The following is a 23417-nucleotide window of genomic DNA, read 5'->3' as shown; positions in this document are numbered from 1 at the left end:
CCTTGCGCTCGCCCTCCTGAGGCGGCCTTGAGCGAAACACCGAACAACTCGCCAGGCGAAGCGCCGCGCAAGAAGAAGCGCGGGCCGATCGCGCTGGTCGTCGGCCTGACCGTGCGCACGATCGCCGCCCTGGTGATCGGGCTCGCCTTGCTCGTGGGCCTGTTCCGCCTCGCCCTGCCCTTGGCGCCCGCCTACCACGCGCAGATCGAGGGGTGGGCCGGCGAGGCGCTCGGTGTGCGCGTCATCCTGAGCGAATTGGATGCACGCTGGCCTCTGCTCTCGGGGCCTGAGCTGGTGTTCGAGGACGCTGCGCTCTGGTCGCCCGACGGCGAGGCGCTGCTGCTCAGCGCCGAGCGGGGCAGCGTCGCACTCGACATGATGGAGTTACTGACCAACTTCTCCGTAAAGCCGGGCGATGTGCGCCTCGAAGGGGTGGTCATCGATGTCGAGCACCGCTCCGAGGAGGGCGGTTGGCAAGTGCTGGGGCGCGCCGTCGCGCCAAATGCCAAACGATCTGATCAGGTGGTGCTCACGCGTCCGCGTGGGGCCCAGGCCTTGCCCCGCGGGCGCTTGGCGATCGACGACGCCACGATCGTGGTGACCGACGATCGCAACGACCCCGAGGCGGGTCCGACTCGCATCTCCGGCGTGCATCTGGACTTTGCCCACGAGCGTGGATCCCTCTTCCTCGAGGGTGCGCTGCAGGCGCCCGGTGAAGGCGGTGAAGTCTCCTTCTCGGTGGAGGGGCGAGAGCTGAGCCAAGCCGCCCGCGAGGGACGGTGGCAGTTCTTCCTGAGCGGTAATCAGGTGGACCTCGGCGCAATCGGTGCCACGGTCGGCCTGGAGCCGACCGCCTTGCACGGCATCGGTAGCGTCACCATGTGGGCCTCGCGGAATCGAGGGCGCATCGAGCAGGCCAGTCTCACGGTGGATCTCGACGACCTGCTGCTCGCCGGGGAGGGCGAGCATGCGGTGCAGTACGACCGCCTGGCGGGACGCTTCAACCTGAGTGCCCAAGCGCAGGGCTGGGCCCTGCTAGGGCGCGATGTCGAGCTCGCGCGCGACGGCCATCGCTGGCCGAAGAGCAGCTTCTCCGTGGAACTCGATGGCGCTGGCGTGCGGGCGGCGCGCGCGGACTACGTGCGCGTCGACGATCTCCTGCCCCTCGCGGCCCTGGCCCTGTCGCTGGATCCCGTCGAGCGCTCCCCGCTGCCTAAGCAGGTGCTCGCCATGGCCCCCCGCGGTGAACTGTCCGCGCTGCGCTTCGAGCGCGAGACGCCGGACGGTCCCATGGTGGCGGCGAGCTTCGACGGACTCGCGGTCACCGTGAGCGATCAGCGACCGGGCGTCAGCGGCGTGAGCGGATCGCTCAACGTGCGCGGCGATGAGGGCAGCCTGACCCTGGATTGCGATGCGCTGGTCATCGAAGCGCCGAGCTTGTTCCGCCAGGCCCTGCCGGCGGTGGTCGCGCAGGGCACCTTCTCGTGGACCGGCGATGGCGCAGGTGGACGCACGGTCACGGCGCCGGACATCGTGCTCAGGAGCAACGCCTTTGACGTGGAGGGTAAGGCGGAGTTACGGCTGCCGCCCGAGGGATCTGGCGACGACGCGCCCGGCGCGGGCCCCTTCCTCGATCTCCAGCTCGCTATGTCGGATGCAGACATGTCTGAGTTTCGCCGCTACGTACCGTCGCTGGTGCTGGCGCCAAGCGTGGGCCGCTGGCTCGAGACCTCCATGGTGCGTGGCACCGTGCCGAGGGCGAGTATCGCCTTTACCGGCCCCGTGAAGGCCTTCCCCTTCGACGGGGGCGAGGGTGAGTTCTTGGTGCGTGCGCAGATCCAGGACGTCGAGCTCGCCTACGCCGACGGCTTTCCGCACGCCGTTGACCTAACGGGTGTGATAGCGCTCGACAACGTGCGCCTGGATGCGGAGGGGTTCTCCGGGAGCACGTTGGGCAATTCGGTGCGTACGCTCGAAGTGGGGATACCGGACCTGCGAGTGGGTGTACTCGAGTACCGCAGCCGCACGCGCGGCACGCTCACCGCGCTCACCGACTTCCTGCGCGCGAGTCCCTTCTCCCCGCACGTTGAGCCCCTCGAGGAGGTGCGCGGTAGGGGCGAGGTGTTGTTGGACTTCAGCTTGCCCCTGCGTAAGCGCGAGGACGCCACCTTCTTCGCTGAGCTCGACGCCGAGGAGGGATTCATCCAACTGGCAGGGTTGCCGATGCCCTTGGAGCAGCTCGCGGGAACCCTGCGCTACGACCGAGACAACGGCCTGTCCGGCGAGGATATTCGCGGCGCCGTGCTGGGCGGCGATGTCGGTGTGCGCCTCACGCCCCTCTACGATCAGGACGGTAGGGCCGTGACCTCCCAGCTCGAGGTGAGCGGCAGCTTCGATGCGGCTGAGGCGGTCCGCGGAATCCTGCCGGATGCCGACGGTTACCTCGAGGGCACCACGGACTATCTGGCAAGCCTCAGATTGCCGCAGGCGAACGAAGATGTTCGCTCGCTGGTGATCGAGTCCGATCTCGTGGGCGCCCGCATGGCCCTGCCGGCACCGCTCACCAAGGGGCCTGACGACGCCCTGCCCACCTCGGTGGTGATCAGTCACGCCGGGGACGGGGCGGCGAGCCTCGCCCTATCGATCGGGCAGCTGCTTCGCGCGCGTCTCGATGGCGCCCTGGCTGAGGGCGTGATTTCGCTCGAGCGGGGCGCCGTGACCTTCGGCGGCGCGGCACCGGTGCTGCCCGACGTGCGCGGTATCGAGGTGTCGGGCGACATCGAGGAGCTGGACCTCACCGGTTGGGGCACCGTCCTCGCTCGCGTCGCCGGTGCTGGCCCCGCCGTCGCCTCCGCGCCGGTGGACGGCGCACCATCGCCCGCGCTCCCGCCCCTCAACGCCCTGGCCCTCGAGATCTCGCGCCTGAGGGTGGCGGGACAGACCCTCGAGACGATGTCGGTCGCCCTGCGCAACGATGACGATCGTTGGGCCATCGATTTGCGCAGTGAAGATGTGGCGGGCGCGGTGTTCATGCCCTCGCCGGATGAAGGGGCACCCTTCGTGGCCCGCTTCAGCAAGCTTCACGTGCCTGCGCCCCCGCCCGACGCGCCGGTGTTAGCGATGGAGACGACGCTGCAGGGGCCCGAGCCTGAGCCGGAGGCGGTCGATGTGTCCGCGATGGCAGGAATCGAACTCGATCCGCGTCGGCTGCCTGCTCTGGTGCTGGAGATCGACGACTTCGCTTGGCGGCAGCTCAACCTTGGGCGGGTGGCCCTGGAAGTTCAGGCGGTGGAGTCCGGCGTGCGTTTGCCCCGGCTCACGGTGGAAGGCGAGAGCTATCGCCTCGACGGGGAGGGGGAGTGGTCAGCCCGTGAGACGGGTGATCAGGCGTCCTCCCTGACGCTCGCGATTGCGAGCTCGGACCTCCTGGCGACGCTGGAGCAGCTCGGCTTCGCCGGCTCGATGAGCGCGAGTGCCGCCAGCCTGGACGCGAATTTCCGCTGGCAGGGGCCGCCCGGCATCGTGCTGGACGATCGGTTGGCGGGGGAGATCGCCGTCAAAATCGAGTCCGGCCAGCTGCTGAACGTACGCCCGGGTGCGGGCAAGGTGTTCGGGCTCATGAGCGTTGCCGCCTTGCCGCGACGCCTGGAGCTGGATTTCCGCGATGTGTTCGACAAGGGGCTCGGCTTCGATGAGATCTCCGGTACCTTCACCATCGCCGACGGCGACGCCTACACCGACGACCTCCAGTTGCTCGGGCAAACGGCCGATGTGCGCATCAGCGGGCGGACGGGACTGGTCAGTCGGGACTATGATCAGACGGCCGTGGTCCTCGCCAACGTGGGATCGCCCCTGCCGGTGGCCGGGGCCCTCGCCGGAGGTCCCGTCGTCGGTGCGGCCCTGCTCATCTTCACGGAGCTGATGAAGGAGCCGCTCAAGGATTTGTCGCGCACGGAGTACCGGATCACCGGACCCTGGGCCGAACCTACCGTGCAGCGCGTGGCGTTGCCGAACTCCCGGCGCGACGCCGCGCCGAGCGATGCGGATCAGGGGCCGGCCGCGCCGGCGCCTAGCGGCCGTTGATGGAATTTAGGTGGAGAGAGACGAACGATGACTGACGCTACGCTGGAGACTGCACGGCGCACGCTGCTGGCCCCGTCGGGCCTCGATGAGACCCGGCTGGAGCAGCTGCTCGGCGGCATGCTCGATCGGCAGGTGGACTACGCCGATGTGTACCTGCAGGCCTCGCGCAGCGAAGGGTGGTCCCTCGAGGACGGCATGGTCAAAGATGCCAGCCACAGCATCGATCATGGCGCCGGCCTGCGCGCGGTGAGTGCCGAGAAGACCGGCTTCGCCTACTCCGATGAAATCGCGCCGAAGGCGCTGGAGCAGGCCGGTCGTGCCGCCCGGGCCATCGCTGCCGCGGGCGATGCGGGCGCCGTGCAGGCCTGGCGTTCGCCCGAACGGCCACAGCTCTACGTGCCCGTCGATCCCCTCGATACGCTGTCGGACGACGCCAAGGTGGCCCTGCTCGAGGACATCGACAAGCGTACCCGCGCCCTGGATCCGCGCGTGCGTCAGGTGATGGTGAGCCTGTCCGGCGAGTTGGAGACCATGCTGGTGGCCGCCACCGACGGTACCCTCGCCGCCGACGTGCGCCCCCTCGTGCGCTTCAACGTGACCGTGATCGCGGAAAGCGACGGTCGCCGGGAAGTCGGCAGCGCCGGCGGCGGTGGACGCTTCGGCTACGACTACTTCGTTACCGACGATCGCGCGATGGACTACGCGCGGCGGGCGGTGGAGCAGGCTCTGGTGAACCTCGAAGCGGAGGAGGCGCCGGCGGGCACAATGACCGTGGTGCTCGGCCCGGGCTGGCCGGGCGTGTTGCTGCACGAGGCCATCGGCCATGGGCTGGAGGGCGACTTCAACCGTAAGAAGACCTCCGCCTTCGCCGGTCGCTTGGGCGAGCAGGTGGCCTCGCCCCTGTGCACGGTCGTTGATCAGGGCAACATTCCCGATCGACGCGGCTCCCTCAACGTCGACGATGAAGGCACGCCCACCGGCGAGACCGTGCTCATCGAGAAAGGCATCCTGCGCGCCTACATGCAGGACAAGATGAACGCCAGGCTGATGGGCATGAAACCGACCGGCAATGGCCGTCGCGAGTCCTTCGCTCACGTGCCCATGCCGCGCATGACCAACACGTTCATGCTCGCCGGCGAGCACGACCCGGAGGAAATCCTGGCCTCCGTGGATCGCGGCCTCTACGCCTCCAACTTCGGTGGCGGCCAGGTGGATATCACCTCCGGTAAGTTCGTCTTCTCCGCCAGCGAAGCGTGGCTGATCGAAGACGGCAAGCTCACCCGTCCCGTGAAGGGCGCCACCCTGATCGGCAACGGCCCCGACGTGCTGACGCGGGTCAGCATGGTGGGCAACGACATGGCCCTGGACCGCGGCGTCGGCGTGTGCGGCAAGGAGGGGCAGAGCGTGCCGGTCGGCGTCGGCCAACCCACCCTGAAGATCGATGGCCTGACGGTGGGTGGTACGGGCTAAGGACTTCGTTCACCGCTCGATGAGCGCCAGGGCGGCCTCCATCGCGGGGTCCTCACCGGCGCGTGCGCTCTCGAAGGTCCAGGGCGCCTCGATATCCGGGCTCAGTCCCATGCCGCGCTCGAAGCCCGAGACGTCGTTGCGGTAGCGAAAGAACGGCAGGCGCATGCGGATGCCGCTGTTCGGCAGCGTGAGCGTGAACAGCAGTCCGGCCGTGGGTCCCTCTGCGCTACCCCCGGTCTCCTCTCCGATCAAAGTGGTGCGGTCCTGCTCGGCGAGGATCGCCGACAGGTTGGTGCTGCCCGAGGAGTTGTCGGCGCTGATCAGCACCAGCAACCTGCCCTCAAAGGCCTGTCGCCGCGGCTTGATGCGCTTGAGATCATCGGAGACGAAGCTGCGCAGGGAGTAGGTGCCGTCGTCCTGCTTGCGGAAGCCCAAGCGATTGGGGTTCAGGGCACGCTTATCCCAGGTGCTCAAGTGCTCGCGAAGGTCGTCCAGATCGAGGGTGGCGACGCGCATGTCCGTGTGCATGCGCAGGGGGCGATCGATGAGGTAGGCGAGCAGCCCGTGGGAGGCGTCGCTGGAACCCCCGCCGTTGCGGCGCAGATCCAGGATCAACGTGTCCCGGCCTTCGTCCTTCAGCGCCTGGAAGACGGGCGCGTAGAGCGAGTGAGGATCGACCGGCTCGCGGTAGTTGACGAAGGTGTCGACGCTCAGGTAGGCGGCGCGCTCTCCGAGGCGCTCAAAGGTGATGGCGTCCTTGAAGTTGCGCGCGCGGCCCGCCTGCGCGCCGAGGGCTGACCAGGCGCTGTGGTCGACACGGGTCACCCGCACGATGCGTTCCGGCGCGTTCGGCGCGCGGACGGTCAAGGTGGCCTCGGCGGGCGGCGGCTGCAGCAGGGCGCCGAAGTGCTCCACCGCGCCGCCCATGAACTCCAACGACACGCCCATCTCGCCGGCTTTCGCGTGGTCTGTGTAGCCGTCGACGGGCACGAGGGCTGCCGTCTCCTCCACGCGCGTCGCCACGGCCACGCCATCGATGGCGAGCAACTCGTCGCCGGCAGCCACGGCGCTATCTGCCGGTGCGTAGCGCACCAGGGCACGCCCTTCGATCCACTGCCAGCGCAGGGGCAGGTACAGGGGGGCACCCGATCGGCCCTCCCGCAGGGCTTTCGGCAGCTCCGCTTTCGTGTGATCACAGCGGATCAGGGGCAGCACGCGAGAGACGCCGAGGTAGAGCGCCGAGACCGACATCCCGTCCTCCCCCCGGGCGCGCTCGCGCAGGGATTCCCAAGCGCCCGCCAAGGTGTCCGGCGCCGCGTAACGCGCATAGCCGGGATGCACGCGGGAGAAGGCCTTCTCGGCGAGGTCCAGGTCCGCCACCACCTGCTCGGCGTTCAGCGACTGATCGCCGGGAATCGCCATGGCGGCGGCGAGGCCGGTCGCCGGCGCCAGCGTGGTCAGGGCGAGGAAACCTGCGAGGAGGGCGCTAGCGCAAGCACGAAGGGTCATCGGCGATATCCAATCAGCAAAACACTCTTCGACTCTCCACCAATGGGTGGCCGAGAGCGCCGCATCACACGGTATTTGGCCGGGTTTCGCTCCTTTGAGACGTCAACTCTTGGCGCATCTGGCTCGGTGTCATGCCTGCGTGCTCACGAAAGGCGCGATTGAAGCTCGCCTTCGAGCCGAAGCCACTCGCGTGGGCGATGTCGAGGAGGGGCAGCATGGGATCGTTGAGCAGGGACTTCGCATGCTCCACGCGCAGACCGTTCACGAACTGGGAGAAGGTCTGCTCGAGCCCCAGGTTGAGCGTGCGCGAGAGGTAGCTCTGGTTCATGCCGAACAGGCGCGAAAGGCGCTGCAGGGACAGGCCCGACTGCAGGTGCCATTGCTGGGCCAGGGTGGCGGCGCGCAAACGCTCCCCTTCGGCCCGCCAGTCCTTCGCCGCCTCGAGGGCCGGGGCGGCAGCAGCGGGGGCCGTCGCATCCATCTTGGGAAACGCCGCGTCGATGCGCGCCAGCGCCTCGCTACAGAGCGCAAACAACAGGATCACGGCGGCGAAGTTGCCCCAGTAGCGTTGGAAGTAATCGAAACCGAAGGCGCTGCCGAGCACGTACTCGAGTGCCCACGCACCGGCCAGGGGCACGCCGATCACGACGAAGCGCACCAGCCAGCGCGGCTCGAAGCGGTCGCCATCCGAGTGATGGTCTGCCAGCCAGCGCAGGTAGCGTCGGCGCAGGCGCCAGATCTCCACCAGCGTGAAGAGGATCAAGCCCAGGGCGCCCGCGAACACGACGGGCAGCACGTAGGGCTCGTGGATGCTGTCGTTGAAGGCCCACTTGGTGGCGACGTCGGGTAGTAACAGAAAGGCCCAGCTCTGGTACGCGAAGTAGGCGGCACCGGGGGCGAACAGCCACCAGCACCAGGGCGGCGTCGAGCGGTACACCAGGCTGTGCACATGAAGGTAGAGCGTCGGGCCGAACCACAGGGCCAGGTCCATCGGGGCGAAGGTGAGATCCGGCCAGCGATCGTAGGCGCCAGCGAAGCCGATGATCTGGGGCAGCACGCTGATTGCAGCGCAGGCGAAGAAAATTCCTAGCCAGCCTACGGACCGACGCTCCAGCTCACGGCCGTAAAGGTGCCAGAGGCAGACCACGCCACACAGCAGCGGTAGGGCCAGCGCCGTGCTGCGCCAACTCATGACGAGCGGTGTTAGTGAGGCGTCCAAACTGACCAACCTAGGGGGTAAGGGCGTCGACCAAGGCGGGGATCTTCTTCTTCAGGCCGAAGAATCCTGCCTTCGCGTGGGGCCAGGCCAGGGAGTCGTAGTCCCGGCGCAGTTGGATAAGGGTGATGCCCTCGCTGGCTACCGAAGCTGCAAGGTCGTGTAGGGCGCTGCGCGTTGGGCCGATGGGCGCGTAGGCGGTCACCAGCGTTTGCAGATCATGTTCGTGTGCCCAGGTCAGGATGTCACTCATCCATGTGTCAGGGCCGAAGGTGGCCGCATCCAGCCCGTAGTGGTCGGCACCGCGACGCAGCCCCTCGGCGAGGGCACCGTCGCCGAAGGCTGTCTGGGCGGGCCCACGCGGGGGCGCCTCGGATGCGCCGGCGCTCGTGGGTAAGGCCCCGATGGCGACGGGCTTGCTGGGCAAGGCCAGGGACTGGGGGTGGCAGTCCTCCTGGGTGACCAACAGGCCGAGTCGATGACTCGCGGCGGGCGGCGTCGCGGCGAGCTCGAGGGCCACCCGAGGTGGGCGTTCCTCCTCCGATTCGTCGAGGGGCTCGGCCTGCGTGTTGAGTTGGCGAGCCGGATTGAAGCGGCCGTTGGTGTACTTGGCGATGTTGTCCGGGCGGGCGAGGTAGTGCTTGCCGCGGGTGTGCAGCCCCCCGACCCAGCGCCAAGACAAGGTGTTGGAGGCGGGGTCAGCATCCAGCAGGTGCTCGTAGAAGAAGGCGGCGCCGAGCGACCAGGGCAGTTGTAGGGTGAAGATCCAGATCGATGCGAACCACATGCGGGCGTGATTGTGCAGGTAGCCGGTCTGCACCAGCTCCTGGACCCAGGCGTCGAAGCAGTCGATGCCCGTGCGCGCGGAGACCGCCTGCACGTAGCGTTCGCGCAGGGCGCGGTCGGTGTCGAGACGGACCTGATCCTCCGTGAGGGCCGCGAGCCAGCCGGTCCAGGCGTCGGGATGCTGTTCCAGCCAACCCTTGAAGTAGGTGCGCCAGTACACCTCCTGTACGAACTTCTCCGCATCGCCGAGGCCGTGCTGGCTTATGGCCGCCTGCACCACCTCCTGTTCCAGCAGCAGGCGGTGGCGCAGCCACGGCGACAGGCCGGAGACGTTGCGTCGGTGCTCCGGCCCTTCGTCGTGGTTGCGCGTGCGTGCGTAGTGGTTGCCCGCGTTCGGTAGGAAGCGCGCTAGCGCCTCTTGGGCGGCTTGCTGGGTCGGTTGCCAGGAGGGGAAGTTCATCGGGAACACCGTCGGATCACTCTGCTGAGAGCCTTCGCCCGGTAGGGCCGAGCGGAGTCTGGGCGGGCCCACAAGGTGCCGCCTCGCGCGACACTGTCCCTGGCCCTTAGGGTAGCGCGGTGTCAGCGGACCGGGGGTAGCATGGCGGCAACGCCCAACGCTTGCAGGCCCTTCATGACCGCTCATCCCTGTCCTCCGCCCCACGACGCCGCGACACCGCGCAGTGATGCCCTGAGCCGCTTCATCCGCCCGAAGGCGAAGGATATCGGTGAGTTCGAGGTACGGCGGGTCTTGCCCGCCGGCCGCTGCCGCTCGGTGGGTCCGTTCATCTTCTTCGACCACATGGGCCCCGCCGCCTTTGCGCCCGGCAAGGGGATCAACGTGCGGCCCCACCCCCACGTGTGCCTGTCCACCATGACCTACCTGTTCGAAGGCGAGATCATGCATCGGGACAGCCTCGGCTACGCGCAGCTGATCCGTCCTGGTGCGATCAACCTGATGCGCGCGGGTCGCGGCATCGTGCATTCCGAGCGGGCGGGGCCGGATCTGCAGGCGCCGTCGCGGCTGGACGGCATCCAGACCTGGATGGCCCTGCCGGCCGAGCATGAGGAGGCGGAGCCGGCCTTCGATCACTATCCGGCGGAGACGATTCCGGCGGTCGAGGTCGACGGCGTGTCGATTCGGGTGGTGATGGGCGAGGCGCTGGGCGCGCGTTCGCCCGTGCGCACCCTCTCCCCCACCGTGTACCTCGATGTCGTGCTCGGCGCCGGCCAGGCGGTGCACATCCCCCGCGAGTCCCAAGAACTTGCCGCTTACGTTGCCCACGGGTCGATCACCGTGGATGGGCAGGACGACGTCGCCGGCGGGGTGATGGCGGTGGTCGCCGATGGCGCCGATTTCGCTGCGCGAGGGGGAGCGCAGGGGGCCAGACTCATCCTGGTGGGGGGGTCGCCGCTCGGTCCGCGGCACCTGTGGTGGAACTTCGTGGCCAGCGATCCTGCCCGGATTGAACAGGCGAAGCGCGATTGGCGCGACGGTCGTTTCGAAAAGGTGCCGGGGGACGACGAGGAGTTCATTCCTTTGCCGACGTAATCGGCCCTACACTGGGGTCAGACGACAGAGCAGCTGTGCCCTCCGGCCGCTGCCCGTGCGAAGGAGATTTGTCGATGAGCGCCAAGCGCTACCGCTGGTGGGCCCCCGTCGGGCTCCTGTTCCTGAGCTGCGCCGCGTTCGCGCAGGAGTTCGAGGCGGATCCGCCCACCCCGTGCCTCGGCGTCAACGTGCGCGATCTGCAAGACGTGATCTTCGGCAACGCCGCCGGCAGTTGGGAGTACGAGGGCGTCAAGAACGGCGTGCCGGTGGTGAACGTCAATCGTGGGTCGCCGGCAGCGCTCATCGGGCTGCGCATCGGCGACTTCATCGTCTCCATGGACGGGCAGCCGATCTACCTCGCGGGCGAACTGGTCTCGCGCGTGCGGGAACTGCAGATCGGCGAGCGAGTGGAGATCGAGATCTACCGCCGGGGCGAGTTCCTCAGCGCCCGCGGCGTGCTGGGCCAGCTCGTCGGCGACCTGTGCCAGCCAGCCGCGGCCATTCGCCCCCGCAGCCAGTAGGCCCGCCCCCTCTAGGACCTCTGGCCGGACAGAAACTCCAACACGGCCGCCTCCACCTGCGCCGGTTGCTCGGGCAGCAGGGCATGACCCGCTTGCTCCACTTCCACCAGGCGTGCACGAGCGCCGAGCGCTTCGCCTAGGGAACGGCCGTTGGCGGGTGGCGCCATGCGATCGTCCAACCCCTGCACGATCAGCACCGCGACGTCGCTGCCGGGCAGCCACCAATCCTCGAGTTCCGTGCGACCGGCGGCTGTCGCCTGGCCGCGTGCCGTGTCGAGCCACCAGCCGTCAGCCCACGCGCTCGGGTCACTCGCCGGCGAGAAGTTGGCTGCTGCCACCTCGTGCAGGAACGCGTCGGGCGCCATCGGTGTGGAGACGAAGCGACGAAAGGCGTCCACCGCCTCTTCGACCGGCGGCACGCGCCCGCCTGCCGCCAACAGGGCGAGAGAGCGTACCCGCGCGGGGTGATCCGCTTGCAGGCAACGCGCGATGCGGTTGCCGAAGGCATGACCGATGACGTGGGCACGTTCGATGGCGAGGGCATCCAGGGCCGCCGCGGCGTCGTCCGCCAGGGTGTGCAGGGTGAGGTTCTCGAAGGTCGCGTTGTCGCTATGACCAATGCCGCGTGGATCGAGCGCCAGGGTGCGGAATCCCTCACGAACAAGGGCATCGACGAGCGCGTCGAAGTCGGCCCGGCCGCGCCCCAAGGACGGTAGCAGGAGCACGGCGTCGTCGCCTTCGCCGCGCACGTCCACTTCCAGCTCGATGGGGGCAGGTGACGATACGCGGTAGCGGTGAACGGCCACGGGCGTTCTCCTCTCACTTGAGTGATGACTGATCAACTTGTTCGCTGCGCTGCGATCTCAGCGACCTTGTGATGAACCTCACAGTGTCCACGTCGTCGCAGCGCTAGTCTCATAGCACGTCACAGCCAACACGATGGGATCACGGGAACATGGAAGACGAACGAAGCAAGGAAGACACGGTGTTCGACTTCAGCCCCGAGGGCCCGGCCCGCGATGACAGCGACGCTGCCCGTGATGGCTGGGCTGCCTACTCCCGCTGGCTCGCCGCCCTCAAAGCGACCCACCGCCGCGGCCCCCGCTCGGTCGCACCGCCTGACGTGAACCAACGAGAATTACTAGGTCGAAAGGGCGCCTGAGCTCAGGGCTGATCGCCCACCAGGGCCTGAACCTGCGCCAGTCGCGCGTCTCGCTCGGCAACGTCCACGCCGATGACCGTGCAATGCCCGAGCTTGCGCCCCGGGCGGGCCGATTTGCCGTAGTCGTGCAGATGAGCCCCCGGGATGGCCAGTACCTTCTCCGGCGCCGGCATGGTGCCGATGAAGTTGACCATGGCACTCGGGCAGCGCACGGCGACGCTGCCCAAGGGCAGGCCGGCGACGGCGCGGATGTGGTTTTCGAACTGGCTGGTGACCGCCCCCTCGATGGTCCAGTGCCCGGAGTTGTGCACACGTGGTGCCATCTCGTTGGCGAGGAGCTGACCGTCCTTCATGAAGTACTCGATGGTGAGCACGCCGACGTAGTCGAAGCGCGTCATCACCCGCTCCAACTGCTCGCGGGCCGTGGTTTCGAGGGCAGGGTCCACCGGGGCGGGTGCGATCGACGTGCGCAAGATTCCTTCGCGATGCTGATTCAGGCTCAGCGGGTAAGTGCGAATCTCGCCCTCGCGGCTGCGCACGCCGACGATCGAGACCTCGCCGTCGAAGGGAACGAACTGCTCGGCGAGCAGGGGCACGCCGCGCAGGGCTTGCCAGGCGGGCTCGATGTCCGCGGTCTCCCGCAGCACCCGTTGGCCGCGCCCGTCGTAGCCTAGGCGCCTCGTCTTCAGTACCAGGGGAAGACCGAGCGCGTTCACCGCTTCGAACAACTCGTCGAGTTCGTTCACCGGTCGATAGCCGGCCACTCCGATGCCGAGCTCGTCGAAGAGCGTCTTCTCGTTCAGACGGTCCTGACAGGTCTCGAGCGCGTCCACGGGCGGGTACAGCTGCGGCGCCGCCACCTGGCGCAGCACGGGGGCGGGCACGTTCTCGAGGTCGAAGGTGACGACGTCGACCCGTTCCGCCAGCGCCGCGAGGCGCTCGGGATCGCCGAAGTTGCCCAGCATCATCGGCGCGACCTGTCCGCCGCTGGCGCGCTCGTTGGGGTCGAGGATCAGAAACTCCTGCCCGAGGTTATAGCCAGCGAGCACCATCATGCGGGCGAGCTGGCCGCCGCCTACGATTGCGATCTTCATGGGTCAGGATGCCGGTGGAGGTTGGCTGGGATCCGGGTCGCTCAGTACGCGCTCGGTCTGCTCGCGTCGGAACGCGACCAGCGCGGCATGCACCGCGTCGTCCTCATTGGCGAGGATGGCCGCGGCGAGCAGGGCGGCGTTCTGTGCGCCCGCCTGGCCGATGGCGAGCGTGCCCACGGGAATGCCCTTAGGCATCTGCACGATGGACAGCAGGGAGTCCACTCCCGCTAGGGCCTTCGACATCACGGGGACGGCCAGCACCGGTAACTCAGTCTTGGCGGCAGCCATGCCGGGCAGGTGGGCAGCGCCGCCGGCGCCCGCGATGATCACCTTCAAGCCGCGAGCGCGAGCCCCTTCGCAGTACTCGAAGAGCAGGTCCGGTGTGCGGTGAGCGGAGACCACGCGGCTCTCGTGGGCCACGCCGAGGGTGGTCAGCGTGTCGCTGGCCGGTCGCATGGTCTCCCAGTCGGAGCGCGACCCCATGATGATGCCTACTTTTGGTTGCATCCTTTGCATTGTATCACCCGCGGCTGTCGGCTCAGTCGGGGGCGGCGTCCTCGTCCTGCGTCGGCGTGGGCGCTTCGATGCGCTCACGCAGGTGGCGGAACAGGGCGCGGGCCGATCGCGGGGGACGGTTCGCCTCCCGCTCCTGGCGTGCCCGGCGTACGAAATGCCGCAGGGGGGGGCGCTCCAGCTGGGGGAAGCTGGCCAGCAGTTCATCGATCGCCGCGTCGCCCTCGGCCAGGAGACGGTCGCGCCAGCGCTCCAGCGTATGGAAGTGTTGCGTCTGCCCGGCCGCTTCACGCTCGAGTTGGGCCAGGGCCTCGCGGATCGGTTCATGCTCGGCGCGGCGCATGAGTTTGCCGAGGTACTGGTGCTGGCGGCGTAGGGCACCGTGGGAGGTGATGCGTCGGGTCTCGACGATCGCGTCGTGTAGCTTCTCCGGCAGGGGTATCCGCGCTAGCTGTTCGTCCGATAGCTCGACCAATGACACGGCCAGCGCTTGCAGCGCTTGCGCATCGCGTTTGCGTTGGGACTTGCTGGGTCCGTCGTCGTGCTCGAGGTCCTCCATGAGTAGAATCCTACCGGTCTGCATCGATGGGAAGAACCGTATGAACGAAACCGCCCTGGCCGTCACGCAACCCTCGGCCGACGCTGACGAGTTGCAGCGGGTCGTCGAACGCGTCCTGAAGATGGCAGCCGCGCGCGGCGCCAGCCAAGCGGAGGCCGCTGCCAGCGCGGGCGCAGGCCTCGGCGTGACCGTGCGCCTCGGGGACGTGGAGACGCTGGAGCAAACCCGCGACCGGGGGGTCGCCGTGACGGTGTACTTCGGTCAGCGCAAGGCCACGGCGAGTACGGCAGATTTCGCTGATGCCGCCCTCGAGGATACGGTGGCCAAGGCGTGCAGCATCGCCGGCTTCACCGCGGAGGACCCATGCGCGGGCCTAGCTGATCAGGCGTTGATGGCGAGCGAATTCCCCGATCTCGACCTCGATCATCCCTGGGCCCTCGACCCGGACGAGGCGATCGAGTTGGCGAGGCGCTGCGAGGCGACGGCGTTGGCCACGGACGAGCGCATCGACAACTCCGAGGGCGGCTCCGTGCACACGAGCCGTGGCTGTCGCGTCTACGGCAACAGCTGGGGCTTCGTCGGCCGCGGCACCAGCACGCGCCACTCGCTCAGCTGCAGCGTACTGGCGAGCAGCGACGGCAACATGGAGCGCGATTACTGGTACTCCGTGGCTCGGGCGCGCGAGCACCTCGAGTCACCGGAAGCGGTCGGGGAGCGCGCCGCACAACGCACGATCCGGCGCCTCGGCGCGCGCAAGATCGCCACCACCAAGGCGCCCGTGCTGTTGCCGCCGGAGCACTCCCGTGGCCTGGTGGGATCCTTTCTCGGCGCCATTCGCGGCGGCGCTCAATACCGTGAAGCCTCGTTCCTGCTCGATGTGGTGGGCGAGCAGGTGTTTCCCACGTTCGTGCAGATGATGGAACGACCGCACCTACCGGGCGCTTTGGCCAGTGCGAGCTTCGATCAGGAAGGGGTCGCCACGCGCGATCGAGATCTGGTGAGCGACGGGGTGGTGAAGGGTTATCTGCTCTCCAGCTATTCGGCCCGTAAGCTCGGGCTGAGCACCACCGGGCACTGCGGTGGCGCCTGGAACACCCTCGTGCCTGCCGCCACCGCCGACGGTGAGCAGCTGGATTTCGACGCCCTGCTCGCGCGTATGGATCGCGGCTTCCTGGTCACCGAGTTGATCGGTCAGGGCGTGAACATGGTCACCGGGGACTATTCGCGCGGCGCGGCCGGCTTCTGGGTGGAAGGGGGCGAGATTCGCTACCCCGTGCACGAGGTGACCATCGCCGGCAACCTGAGCGCGATGTTCTCGGGCCTGCAGGCGATCGGCACGGACGTGGATCGCCGTGGCGCTGTGCACTGCGGCTCTATCCTCCTGGACGAGATGACGATCGCCGGCGACTGAGCCGAGTCAACCGATCAGCAATTCCAGGGCGCGTCGGTAGCGCGCCACGGTGCCCTCGATGACCTCGGCGGGAAGCGACGGTGCCGGCGCGGTGCGATCCCAGTCGAGGGTCGAGAGGTAGTCGCGCACGAACTGCTTATCGAAGCTCGGCGGGCTGCTGCCCACGGCGTATTCCTCGGCCGGCCAGAAGCGTGAGGAGTCGGGCGTGAGGGCTTCGTCGATCAGGATCAGCTGGTCGCCGTCCATGGCGAACTCGAACTTGGTGTCGGCGATGATGATGCCGCGGGTCGCCGCGTACTCGGCCGCATGCTGGTAGAGGCGCACGGCCACGTCGCGTACCCGCGTCGCGATCTCCTCGCCCACCAGCGCCGCGCACTGCTCGAAGCTGATGTTCTCATCGTGGTCGCCCACTGCGGCTTTGGTGGCCGGCGTGAACAGAGGCTCCGGTAGCCGTTCAGCCTGGCGCATGCCCGGCGCCAGCGCGATCCCGCACACCTCGCCACTCTTCTGGTAGTCCGCCCAGCCCGAGCCGAGGAGGTAGCCGCGCACCACCGCCTCGATCGGCAGGGGTCGCAGGCGACGCACGAGCATGGCGCGCGAGGCGTACGCCTCGGCTCCGTGTTGGGCCAGGAGATCGTGCAGGCCGTCGCGCAGCAGGTGGTTGGGCACGATGTGTTCGGTGCGGTCGAACCAGAAGCCGGAGATGCCGTTCAGCACCTCGCCCTTGCCGGGAATCGGGTCGGGCAGCACCACGTCGAAGGCGGAGAGTCGATCACTGACCACGATCAGCAGGCGCTCCTCGTCCACGGCGTAGACGTCGCGAACCTTGCCGCGGGCGATCAATTCGAGGCCGGCGATGTCGGACTCATAAACGCAGGTCGCAGGGGTGTTCGCTGACATGTTCTCTTCGCTTGGGCCAGGTTCGGGCGCATCGAGGCGCGAGCGCAGAGTATGCCATCCGCGCCGTAGGTGGCGGTCCCTACTGATATCGCGCGGCCAGGGCCGCTAAAATCGCGGTCGCGTAGAGCAAGGTCTATCGATGAACCAAGTGCTATGGGGAAAATTTGCTGGCGGCGTGCTCGGTTTCATGGCCGGGCACTGGCTGGGTGCCATCGTCGGTGTGGTCGTCGGCCACCAGTTCGACGTCGGTCTCTCGCGCCAGCGCGCCGGTCGCGCCGCGGGCGGCCAGGATGTGCGCGAGGTTCAGTTCGAGTTCTTTACGGCCAGCTTTTGGATGATGGGGCACACGGCCAAGGCTGACGGGCGGGTGTCCGAGCAGGAGATACGGGTGGCGCGGGAAGTCATGCAACGCATGCAGCTCAATGAAGAGCAGACCCGCTCGGCGATCACCCTCTTCAACGAGGGCAAGCAGGAGGACTTCGATGCGCCCGCCACCCTGCGCCGCTTTCACGGCAAATGCCGCCACCACCCGGATCTGCTGCGCACCTTTATGGAGATCCAGATTCAGGTGGCGCTCGCGGATGGCGACATCGGCGAGGAGCAATGGGCGGTGCTCACGCGGGCGGCGAGCAGCCTCGGCATCTCGCGCAGTGAGCTGTCGCGCCTGGAGGCATTGGTGCGCCGGCATGGCTCGTCGCAGGCGATGCAGGTGACGCCGACCGAGCGCTTGCAGCAGTCCTACCGCCTGTTGGGGGTGGATCGGGATGCGAGCGATAGTGCCGTGAAGAAGGCCTATCGGCGGCTGATGAATCAGCATCATCCGGATAAGTTGGTGGGAAGGGACATGCCGGAGGAGATGGTGCGGCTGGCCGAGGAGCGTACGCGGCAGATTCGCGAGGCATACGACACCATCCGCTCCTCCCGCTCCTGAGGGGGTTCAGGGGGCGCAGCTCCGCGTTGGGGCGGGGGGCGAGAAATGCTCACGTAGGCAGCCTACGCTCCGCTTTCTCGCCCCCCACCCCGCCTTGATCTGCACCCCCTGAACCCCCTCAGGCGTCCATTTCGGTGTCGGCGCATCGCTGCGCTCGCGCCTGGCGGCTTCGCTGCGCTCGCCTTGGGGTGAGCGGTTCGCAAGACTTATGGGGAGTTGGTTATGGGGTTTGTGATTGCGCCTTCTATCTTGTCGGCTGACCTGGCTCGGTTGGGGGATGAGGTGGCGGCGGTGTTGGGGGCTGGGGCGGACGTGGTGCACTTCGATGTGATGGACAGTCACTACGTGCCCAATCTGACCTTTGGGCCTGAGATCGCGCGAGCCTTGCGGGGCTATGGGATAACGGCACCGTTGGATGTGCACCTGATGTGCCGGCCGGTGGATCGGTTGATCGGCGAGTTCGCTGAGGCGGGTGCCGATTGGATTTCCATCCATCCGGAGGGGACGGATCATCTGGATCGTAGCTTGAGCCTGATCCGCGAGAGCGGTGTGAAGGCGGGGGTGGCGCTGAATCCGGCGACGCCCATCGACTGGTTGGACCACGTGATGGATCGGATCGACCTGATCCTGGTGATGTCCGTGAACCCGGGTTTCGGTGGGCAGAGCTTCCTGCCTTCGGCGTTGCCGAAGATCCGAACCTTGGCATCACGCATCGCCCAGGCGGATCACCCCATTCGCTTGCAGGTGGACGGGGGTATCAAAGTGAACAACATCGCCGAGGTGGCGGCCGCAGGTGCCGATGCCTTCGTGGCGGGGTCAGCGATCTTCGGGGCGGACGACTACGCGGCAACGATCAGCGCGATGCGCGAAGCGTTGGCGGGCAGTGGTACTTGAGAGATGCGCGGAGTGCGCGACCCTTTAGTCGCGCACCCCGAGCGAACGCGGGTCAGCGAGCGATGGGCTCGGCCGGCTGCTGATTGCGCATGTTGTAGACGACGATCGTCTTGCCGCTGGCGGTGATCAGGCCCTGCTCCTCGAGCACCTTCAGCACTCGGCCAGCCATCTCACGCGAGCAACCGACCAGGCGCGCGAGCTCCTGACGGCTCACCTTGATCTGCACACCAAAGTTATCAGGATGGCCCAAAGCATCGGGCTCACCACACAGATCCATTAGGGCGTGGGCGATGCGACCGGTCACGTCGACGAAGGCGAGGTCGCCGAGCTTGCGGTTGGTGCGGTCCAGGCGGCTCGCGAGCTGCGTGGCCAGTTCGAACACCAAACCCGGGCTCTCGCTGGCGATCTGGCGGAAGCACGGGTAGGTCATCTCGGCGATTTCACAGGCGCGGCGGGTACGCACCCAAGCGGAGCGGGCGGGCTGCTCGTAGAACAAGCCCATCTCGCCGAAGAACTGTCCCTTGTTGAGATAGGCGAGCACCATCTCGTTGCCGTCTTCGTCTTCGATCATCACTTCGACGGAGCCGTCGACAATGTAGTAGAGGGTGTCGGGTACGTCGCCGGCATGAATCACGACCGTCTTCGACGGCACGGTGCGGATGCGGCAATAGCTCAAGAAGCGATTGATCGCTGGGATATCGCTCAGGGGCTTGGCGGGGTTCGCAAGGTTTTCCATCGGTGGCCTCTCGGACGCTGGCTGAAAACGTGCGGTAGCTCTCGCGTGGCACGTCTCCTGGGTGGCTGCTGCCTGGTTTGCGGAAGTGGAACACGGCACGCCGCGTTGTCACCTACCGACCTTGCGGCCGGCTTACGTTGCCTAGTATCGGCAGCCCTGCCGGTTACTGAAGGTTCCGTCACACCTGACGCCCGGCGAATGTGAACCGGGCACGCCGTTCCCCCAAACGGCCTCGCAGCTGCGATCGTCCTCGCGCCAAGGGAAGCGCGTCATCGCGTCGTCGATTAGACGTAATTGATGTAGGCCGCGTCGTGACGCGGGTCTCATTTGATCGAGAGACCGCCAAGCGTTGGCGACATGTGGCGTGTTCGGCGTCAGATCCAGTACGCCGCGCGCGTCATCACCTTGGCGACCTGACGCATTACACCGCGCACGGGCCCGGGCAGTTCACTGCCACCGGCGGCCATCGCTTCGGCGCCGTGACGCACCTCGTCGGCTTGCATCTGCTCGAGGATGGCGCGACTGCGGGCGTCGCCGGCGGGCAGGCGGGCGAGGTGTTCGCTGAGATGCTCCTCCACTTGGCGTTCCGTCTCGGCGACGAAGCCGAGGCTCCAACGATCACCGCTCGCGCCAGCGGTGGCGCCGATCGCGAGCGAGCCGAGATACCACAAAGGTGCGAGCGCACTGGTGGCGCCCCCGAGTTCCTGGAGTCGCACCTCGCACCATTCCAAATGGTCCCGTTCCTCCTCGCCCGCGGCTACCATGTGAGCGCGAATCTGCGGGTCGCGGGCGGTGGCGGCCTGACCTTGGTAGAGCGCCTGGGCAGCCACCTCGCCCGCGTGATTCACGCGCATGAGGCGGATCGCCAGTTCGTGTTCCCTCGCGCTCAGTTCGAACTGGGGATCGGCGGGCTCGCCCTGCGGCACCGGGCGGCCAGAGGCGGTCGGCGTGGTGGTGGCGTCGGCGGCGGTCGGGCCTGCCACCTGGCGCAGGAAACGGTCGCCGAGCACCAGGAGGCGATCGGCCAGGGTCAGATGTGAGCGCATCGGAGCATTGTAAAGGGTCGTGGAACGGACGGGCAGAGGCGGCATTTCGCTGGTATGATGCGCCGCCACACGGTTGTGATCGCACCGTGTCATCACGAACACGACTACTACGAGGAACTCTCATGGGACGCTTCAGCGGGCACCAGTCCAGCATCTTGCGCCGTCGCGCGGCGCCGATTCTTACCTGTCTCCTGGTCGGCGTACTTTCCTTTGGCGCGCAGGCGCAAGAAGAGGAAGAAAAGGGCTTCTCAGGTACTGCGAAGCTGGGTTTCGCGGCCACCACCGGTAACGCCGACACCTCCAGTCTCACGGCTGGACTGGGCACGGTCTACGCCGCTGGGCGGTGGCGTCATGAGTTTACCGCCAATGCCCTGCGGGCCACCGCGGACGACCAGGACACGGGTGAGTCGGAGACCACCGCTGAGCGCTATCAGGCGGGCTACCAGGCGAACTGGGCCATCAACGACAAGAGCTACCTGTTCGGTCGCTTCAACTTCGATCGCGACCTCTTCAGCGGGTTCGAGCGCCAGATCACCGAGACGGTCGGCTACGGGCGCACCTTCATCGATAACGGCACCCACCTCCTGGCCGGTGAGGTCGGTGGCGGTGCCACCCAGCAGAAGCGCAACGACGGCACCGACTTCAACCAGGCCATTGCCCGCGCCGCCGTGCGCTACACCTGGAACTTCAGCGAAACGGGTTCCTTCAACCAGCGGTTTTCCGTGGAGGGTGGAAGCGAGAACACGCTGTTCGAGTCGGTCACGGAAGTGAAGGCGACGCTGGTGGGGAACGTCGGGCTCGGCCTGTCCTACACCCTGCGCAACAACTCCGACGTGCCCGAGGGCTCGGCCTCGACCGACACCTTCACGGCGGTCACGCTTCAATACGACTTCTGAGTCGCCTATCGGTGCCTGCGGCGGGCGAGTGATCGCCCGCCCGCAGGTCCGTCGTGTTGGCCTTGTCAGAGGCCCAACCCGGCCCTATACTTGCCGGCTCCTTACCATCCAGCCATCCCGGTATCACCGCAGATGATGAAAATGACGGTTTCCGCCAAGCCCGCTGAGGTGCGACGCGACTGGTTCCTGGTCGACGCCACCGACAAGACGCTCGGCCGTCTCGCCACCGAGATCGCCAGCCGATTGCGCGGCAAGCACAAGCCCATCTACACGCCTCACGTGGACACGGGCGACTACATCGTGGTGGTCAACGCGGAGAAGATCCGCGTCACCGGCAACAAGTCCAGCGACAAGATGTATCACCACCACACGGGGTACATCGGTGGCCTGAAGACGCGCAACTTCAACCAGATGATCGAGCGTGCGCCCGAGCGCGTGCTCGAGATCGCGGTGAAGGGCATGCTGCCGAAGGGTCCCCTGGGCCGGCAGATGTATCGCAAGCTGAAGGTATTCGCCGGCAGCGAACACAAGCACGAAGCCCAGCAGCCCCAGCCGCTGGACATCTGAGCGACGGCGAGAGCTATTAGCAAATGAACATGCAGAGCAATTATTACGGCACTGGCCGCCGCAAAACCTCCACCGCCCGCGTCTTCGTGCGCCCCGGCACCGGAGAGTTCACGGTTAACCGCGTCCCCCTGGACCGTTTCTTCGGCCGTGAGACCGCGCGCATGATCGTCATGCAGCCGCTGGAGCTCACCGAGCTGGTCGGTCGCTTCGATGTCACCGTCACGGTGACGGGCGGCGGCACCACGGGCCAGGCCGGCGCCATTCGCCACGGTCTCACCCGTGCCCTCATGCAGTACGACGAGCAGCTGCGCTCGCCCCTGCGCAAGGCCGGTTACGTGACCCGCGACGCCCGTGAGGTAGAGCGCAAGAAGGTCGGTCTGCGCAAGGCTCGTCGCGCCACCCAGTTCTCGAAGCGCTGATCCCGTTTCGGCGCCTCGGTACCGCCTACTGGGGGATCGTCTAGTGGTAGGACTACGGACTCTGACTCCGTCAACCTAGGTTCGAATCCTAGTCCCCCAGCCAACACCAAACGCCCCCGCTCGTCGGGGGCGTTTTCATTTGTGCCCTGAGGAGGCGGCGAACCTCTTCGTCAGGTGCTCCCGCCCCCAGCGGTGCTGGATCACGACTCTCGCCGCGCCTGCCCTGTTAGCCTATGTCCGTCGCGCCCCGGCCTCCGTGCAGCAGCTTGGGGCGCTTATCCACTCGAGGATGCGGCATGAGTGGTGTCGGTAACGACAGCCTGGCGGGTAGCAGCGGCCACTATCTCCAACGGGAATTCCACGACCTGCTGTCCTCTGATCGTGGAGTGCTCGAATTCCTGAGTGCCGGCTGCCTCGACGGTATCTGGTATTGGGATCTGCTGCAGCCCGAACACGAGTGGATGAGTCGCAGCTTCTGGGAGACCCTAGGCTACGATCCCCTGGACAAGCCGCATCTGTCCTCTGCGTGGCAGGACATCATCAATCCGGATGACCTCCAACTGGCCTTGGAGAACGCCAAGCGCCACTTCGAAGATCCCGCGCACCCCTACGATCAAATCGTCCGTTACCGCCACACCGAGGGCCACACGGTGTGGATACGCTGTCGTGGTCTCGCGGTGCGCGATGCGCAAGGGCAGCCGCGCCGCATGCTCGGGGCGCACACTGATGTGACCGAACTGAAGCGGGCTGAGGAGGAACTCAGGCTGAGGACCCAAGAGCTCGACTTGATTCTGGAGCACATGCCCGCTCGAATCTGGTTGAAGGACGACGCGAACAAAATTATTCGCTGCAATCGGGCGGCGGCCATCTCGATGGGTTTCGAAGACGAAGAGCAGTTGCGCGGCAGTGACACCTACGAATTGTTCCCGGCCATGGCGCAGAAGTACCACGATGACGATCTGGCCGTCCTCGACTCAGGGCAGGCAAGGCTGAACATCGAGGAGCGCTACACGCCGCGGGATGGTGCCAGCGCTTGGATCAGCACGGACAAGGTGCCGGTGGAGACGGAGCGCGGGGAGCGCCGCCTGCTTGTGATGTCGACCGACGTGACCGAGCGTATCGCGCGTGAACAACGCTTGTCGCAGCTCAACG

The 23417-nt window shown here is 67.1% G+C and carries 22 protein-coding genes and 1 tRNA gene; 13 read left to right on the top strand and 10 right to left on the bottom strand.

Annotated elements, in window-relative coordinates; all coding sequences use genetic code 11:
* The first annotated feature begins 27 nt into the window (after window positions 1-27).
* Both AAF184_13875 and tldD read left to right on the top strand, forming a co-directional pair.
* A complete protein-coding gene (locus tag AAF184_13875) occupies window positions 28-4083 on the top strand; it encodes a YhdP family protein (GenBank protein MEO0423422.1) in 4056 nt (1351 codons plus the stop codon).
* Window positions 4084-4110: 27 nt separating this feature from the next.
* Window positions 4111-5553: a metalloprotease TldD gene (gene tldD, locus AAF184_13870; protein MEO0423421.1), complete on the top strand. Its 1443-nt coding sequence runs from the start codon at window positions 4111-4113 to the stop codon at window positions 5551-5553.
* Window positions 5554-5562: 9 nt separating this feature from the next.
* Here tldD and AAF184_13865 read toward each other — a convergent pair whose 3' ends face one another.
* From AAF184_13865 to AAF184_13855, 3 genes are all read right to left on the bottom strand, one after another.
* Entirely contained in the window at window positions 5563-7062 is a 1500-nt protein-coding gene (locus tag AAF184_13865) for a S41 family peptidase (protein MEO0423420.1), read from the bottom strand.
* Window positions 7063-7126: 64 nt separating this feature from the next.
* Window positions 7127-8281: an AraC family transcriptional regulator gene (locus tag AAF184_13860; protein ID MEO0423419.1), complete on the bottom strand. Its 1155-nt coding sequence runs from the start codon at window positions 8279-8281 to the stop codon at window positions 7127-7129.
* A 10-nt stretch (window positions 8282-8291) separates the two neighbouring features.
* Window positions 8292-9524, bottom strand: coding sequence for an FAD-binding domain-containing protein (locus AAF184_13855; GenBank protein MEO0423418.1), 1233 nt, complete (start codon window positions 9522-9524; stop codon window positions 8292-8294).
* A 174-nt stretch (window positions 9525-9698) separates the two neighbouring features.
* On the opposite strand from AAF184_13855, the gene AAF184_13850 reads away from it, so the two are divergent.
* Window positions 9699-10616 (top strand): pirin family protein, encoded by a 918-nt coding sequence (locus AAF184_13850; protein MEO0423417.1) that lies wholly within the window; start codon window positions 9699-9701, stop codon window positions 10614-10616.
* Between the two features lie 74 nt (window positions 10617-10690).
* Window positions 10691-11137: a PDZ domain-containing protein gene (locus AAF184_13845; GenBank protein MEO0423416.1), complete on the top strand. Its 447-nt coding sequence runs from the start codon at window positions 10691-10693 to the stop codon at window positions 11135-11137.
* 11 nt (window positions 11138-11148) lie between these two features.
* Here the strand turns inward: AAF184_13845 and AAF184_13840 are convergent, their stop codons facing one another.
* Window positions 11149-11943: an alpha/beta fold hydrolase gene (locus AAF184_13840; protein ID MEO0423415.1), complete on the bottom strand. Its 795-nt coding sequence runs from the start codon at window positions 11941-11943 to the stop codon at window positions 11149-11151.
* A 149-nt stretch (window positions 11944-12092) separates the two neighbouring features.
* Here AAF184_13840 and AAF184_13835 point away from each other — a divergent pair, with 149 nt between their 5' ends.
* On the top strand, window positions 12093-12299 hold the full coding sequence (locus tag AAF184_13835; protein ID MEO0423414.1) for a hypothetical protein: 207 nt from the start codon (window positions 12093-12095) through the stop codon (window positions 12297-12299).
* 2 nt (window positions 12300-12301) lie between these two features.
* On the opposite strand, the gene AAF184_13830 is transcribed toward AAF184_13835, so the two are convergent.
* From AAF184_13830 to yjgA, 3 genes are read right to left on the bottom strand one after another with little or no spacing between them, the layout of a single operon-like run.
* Window positions 12302-13393: a 5-(carboxyamino)imidazole ribonucleotide synthase gene (locus AAF184_13830; GenBank protein MEO0423413.1), complete on the bottom strand. Its 1092-nt coding sequence runs from the start codon at window positions 13391-13393 to the stop codon at window positions 12302-12304.
* Between the two features lie 3 nt (window positions 13394-13396).
* On the bottom strand, window positions 13397-13900 hold the full coding sequence (gene purE / locus AAF184_13825) for a 5-(carboxyamino)imidazole ribonucleotide mutase (GenBank protein MEO0423412.1): 504 nt from the start codon (window positions 13898-13900) through the stop codon (window positions 13397-13399).
* 31 nt (window positions 13901-13931) lie between these two features.
* On the bottom strand, window positions 13932-14465 hold the full coding sequence (gene yjgA / locus AAF184_13820; GenBank protein MEO0423411.1) for a ribosome biogenesis factor YjgA: 534 nt from the start codon (window positions 14463-14465) through the stop codon (window positions 13932-13934).
* 40 nt (window positions 14466-14505) lie between these two features.
* Here yjgA and pmbA point away from each other — a divergent pair, with 40 nt between their 5' ends.
* Window positions 14506-15876: a metalloprotease PmbA gene (pmbA, locus tag AAF184_13815; GenBank protein ID MEO0423410.1), complete on the top strand. Its 1371-nt coding sequence runs from the start codon at window positions 14506-14508 to the stop codon at window positions 15874-15876.
* Window positions 15877-15882: 6 nt separating this feature from the next.
* Here the strand turns inward: pmbA and AAF184_13810 are convergent, their stop codons facing one another.
* Window positions 15883-16776 carry a phosphoribosylaminoimidazolesuccinocarboxamide synthase gene (locus tag AAF184_13810; GenBank protein MEO0423409.1) on the bottom strand — a complete coding sequence of 298 codons (894 nt, stop codon included), beginning with the start codon at window positions 16774-16776 and terminating at the stop codon, window positions 15883-15885.
* 139 nt (window positions 16777-16915) lie between these two features.
* On the opposite strand from AAF184_13810, the gene djlA reads away from it, so the two are divergent.
* Both djlA and rpe read left to right on the top strand, forming a co-directional pair.
* A complete protein-coding gene (djlA, locus tag AAF184_13805) occupies window positions 16916-17707 on the top strand; it encodes a co-chaperone DjlA (GenBank protein MEO0423408.1) in 792 nt (263 codons plus the stop codon).
* Between the two features lie 222 nt (window positions 17708-17929).
* Window positions 17930-18601, top strand: a complete 672-nt coding sequence (rpe, locus tag AAF184_13800; GenBank protein MEO0423407.1) for a ribulose-phosphate 3-epimerase — start codon at window positions 17930-17932, stop codon at window positions 18599-18601.
* Window positions 18602-18653: 52 nt separating this feature from the next.
* Here the strand turns inward: rpe and crp are convergent, their stop codons facing one another.
* A complete protein-coding gene (crp, locus tag AAF184_13795) occupies window positions 18654-19337 on the bottom strand; it encodes a cAMP-activated global transcriptional regulator CRP (GenBank protein ID MEO0423406.1) in 684 nt (227 codons plus the stop codon).
* A gap of 374 nt (window positions 19338-19711) precedes the next feature.
* Entirely contained in the window at window positions 19712-20383 is a 672-nt protein-coding gene (gene coq7, locus AAF184_13790; GenBank protein MEO0423405.1) for a 2-polyprenyl-3-methyl-6-methoxy-1,4-benzoquinone monooxygenase, read from the bottom strand.
* A 122-nt stretch (window positions 20384-20505) separates the two neighbouring features.
* Between coq7 and AAF184_13785 the strand changes: the two genes are divergently transcribed.
* The 5 genes from AAF184_13785 to AAF184_13765 all read left to right on the top strand — a co-directional run.
* Window positions 20506-21279, top strand: coding sequence for a DUF481 domain-containing protein (locus AAF184_13785; GenBank protein ID MEO0423404.1), 774 nt, complete (start codon window positions 20506-20508; stop codon window positions 21277-21279).
* A gap of 135 nt (window positions 21280-21414) precedes the next feature.
* Window positions 21415-21846 carry a 50S ribosomal protein L13 gene (rplM, locus tag AAF184_13780; GenBank protein ID MEO0423403.1) on the top strand — a complete coding sequence of 144 codons (432 nt, stop codon included), beginning with the start codon at window positions 21415-21417 and terminating at the stop codon, window positions 21844-21846.
* Window positions 21847-21875: 29 nt separating this feature from the next.
* The gene (gene rpsI, locus AAF184_13775; protein MEO0423402.1) at window positions 21876-22265 is read left to right on the top strand and encodes a 30S ribosomal protein S9; all 390 of its coding nucleotides are present in this window, start codon (window positions 21876-21878) and stop codon (window positions 22263-22265) included.
* A 29-nt stretch (window positions 22266-22294) separates the two neighbouring features.
* Window positions 22295-22368, top strand: a tRNA-Gln gene (locus tag AAF184_13770).
* A gap of 193 nt (window positions 22369-22561) precedes the next feature.
* Window positions 22562-23417 (top strand): PAS domain S-box protein (locus AAF184_13765; protein ID MEO0423401.1); only part of this gene is annotated, 856 nt, incomplete at its 3' end.

The sequence above is a fragment of the Pseudomonadota bacterium genome (assembly GCA_039815145.1).
GTDB lineage: Bacteria > Pseudomonadota > Gammaproteobacteria > Steroidobacterales > JBCBZW01 > JBCBZW01.
Note: the sequence above shows the minus strand (reverse complement) of the source record. Positions and strands in the feature narration are given on the sequence as shown.

What these genes read in the sequence shown, in the direction of transcription:
- tldD (MEO0423421.1), top strand. Translation starts at nt 4,111, where the DNA reads ATGACTGACGCTACGCTGGAGACTGCACGGCGCACGCTGCTGGCCCCG.
- AAF184_13865 (MEO0423420.1), bottom strand. Translation starts at nt 7,062, where the DNA reads ATGACCCTTCGTGCTTGCGCTAGCGCCCTCCTCGCAGGTTTCCTCGCC.
- AAF184_13855 (MEO0423418.1), bottom strand. Translation starts at nt 9,524, where the DNA reads ATGAACTTCCCCTCCTGGCAACCGACCCAGCAAGCCGCCCAAGAGGCG.
- AAF184_13850 (MEO0423417.1), top strand. Translation starts at nt 9,699, where the DNA reads ATGACCGCTCATCCCTGTCCTCCGCCCCACGACGCCGCGACACCGCGC.
- AAF184_13845 (MEO0423416.1), top strand. Translation starts at nt 10,691, where the DNA reads ATGAGCGCCAAGCGCTACCGCTGGTGGGCCCCCGTCGGGCTCCTGTTC.
- AAF184_13835 (MEO0423414.1), top strand. Translation starts at nt 12,093, where the DNA reads ATGGAAGACGAACGAAGCAAGGAAGACACGGTGTTCGACTTCAGCCCC.
- AAF184_13830 (MEO0423413.1), bottom strand. Translation starts at nt 13,393, where the DNA reads ATGAAGATCGCAATCGTAGGCGGCGGCCAGCTCGCCCGCATGATGGTG.
- purE (MEO0423412.1), bottom strand. Translation starts at nt 13,900, where the DNA reads ATGCAACCAAAAGTAGGCATCATCATGGGGTCGCGCTCCGACTGGGAG.
- yjgA (MEO0423411.1), bottom strand. Translation starts at nt 14,465, where the DNA reads ATGGAGGACCTCGAGCACGACGACGGACCCAGCAAGTCCCAACGCAAA.
- pmbA (MEO0423410.1), top strand. Translation starts at nt 14,506, where the DNA reads ATGAACGAAACCGCCCTGGCCGTCACGCAACCCTCGGCCGACGCTGAC.
- AAF184_13810 (MEO0423409.1), bottom strand. Translation starts at nt 16,776, where the DNA reads ATGTCAGCGAACACCCCTGCGACCTGCGTTTATGAGTCCGACATCGCC.
- djlA (MEO0423408.1), top strand. Translation starts at nt 16,916, where the DNA reads ATGAACCAAGTGCTATGGGGAAAATTTGCTGGCGGCGTGCTCGGTTTC.
- rpe (MEO0423407.1), top strand. Translation starts at nt 17,930, where the DNA reads ATGGGGTTTGTGATTGCGCCTTCTATCTTGTCGGCTGACCTGGCTCGG.
- crp (MEO0423406.1), bottom strand. Translation starts at nt 19,337, where the DNA reads ATGGAAAACCTTGCGAACCCCGCCAAGCCCCTGAGCGATATCCCAGCG.
- coq7 (MEO0423405.1), bottom strand. Translation starts at nt 20,383, where the DNA reads ATGCGCTCACATCTGACCCTGGCCGATCGCCTCCTGGTGCTCGGCGAC.
- AAF184_13785 (MEO0423404.1), top strand. Translation starts at nt 20,506, where the DNA reads ATGGGACGCTTCAGCGGGCACCAGTCCAGCATCTTGCGCCGTCGCGCG.
- rplM (MEO0423403.1), top strand. Translation starts at nt 21,415, where the DNA reads ATGAAAATGACGGTTTCCGCCAAGCCCGCTGAGGTGCGACGCGACTGG.
- rpsI (MEO0423402.1), top strand. Translation starts at nt 21,876, where the DNA reads ATGCAGAGCAATTATTACGGCACTGGCCGCCGCAAAACCTCCACCGCC.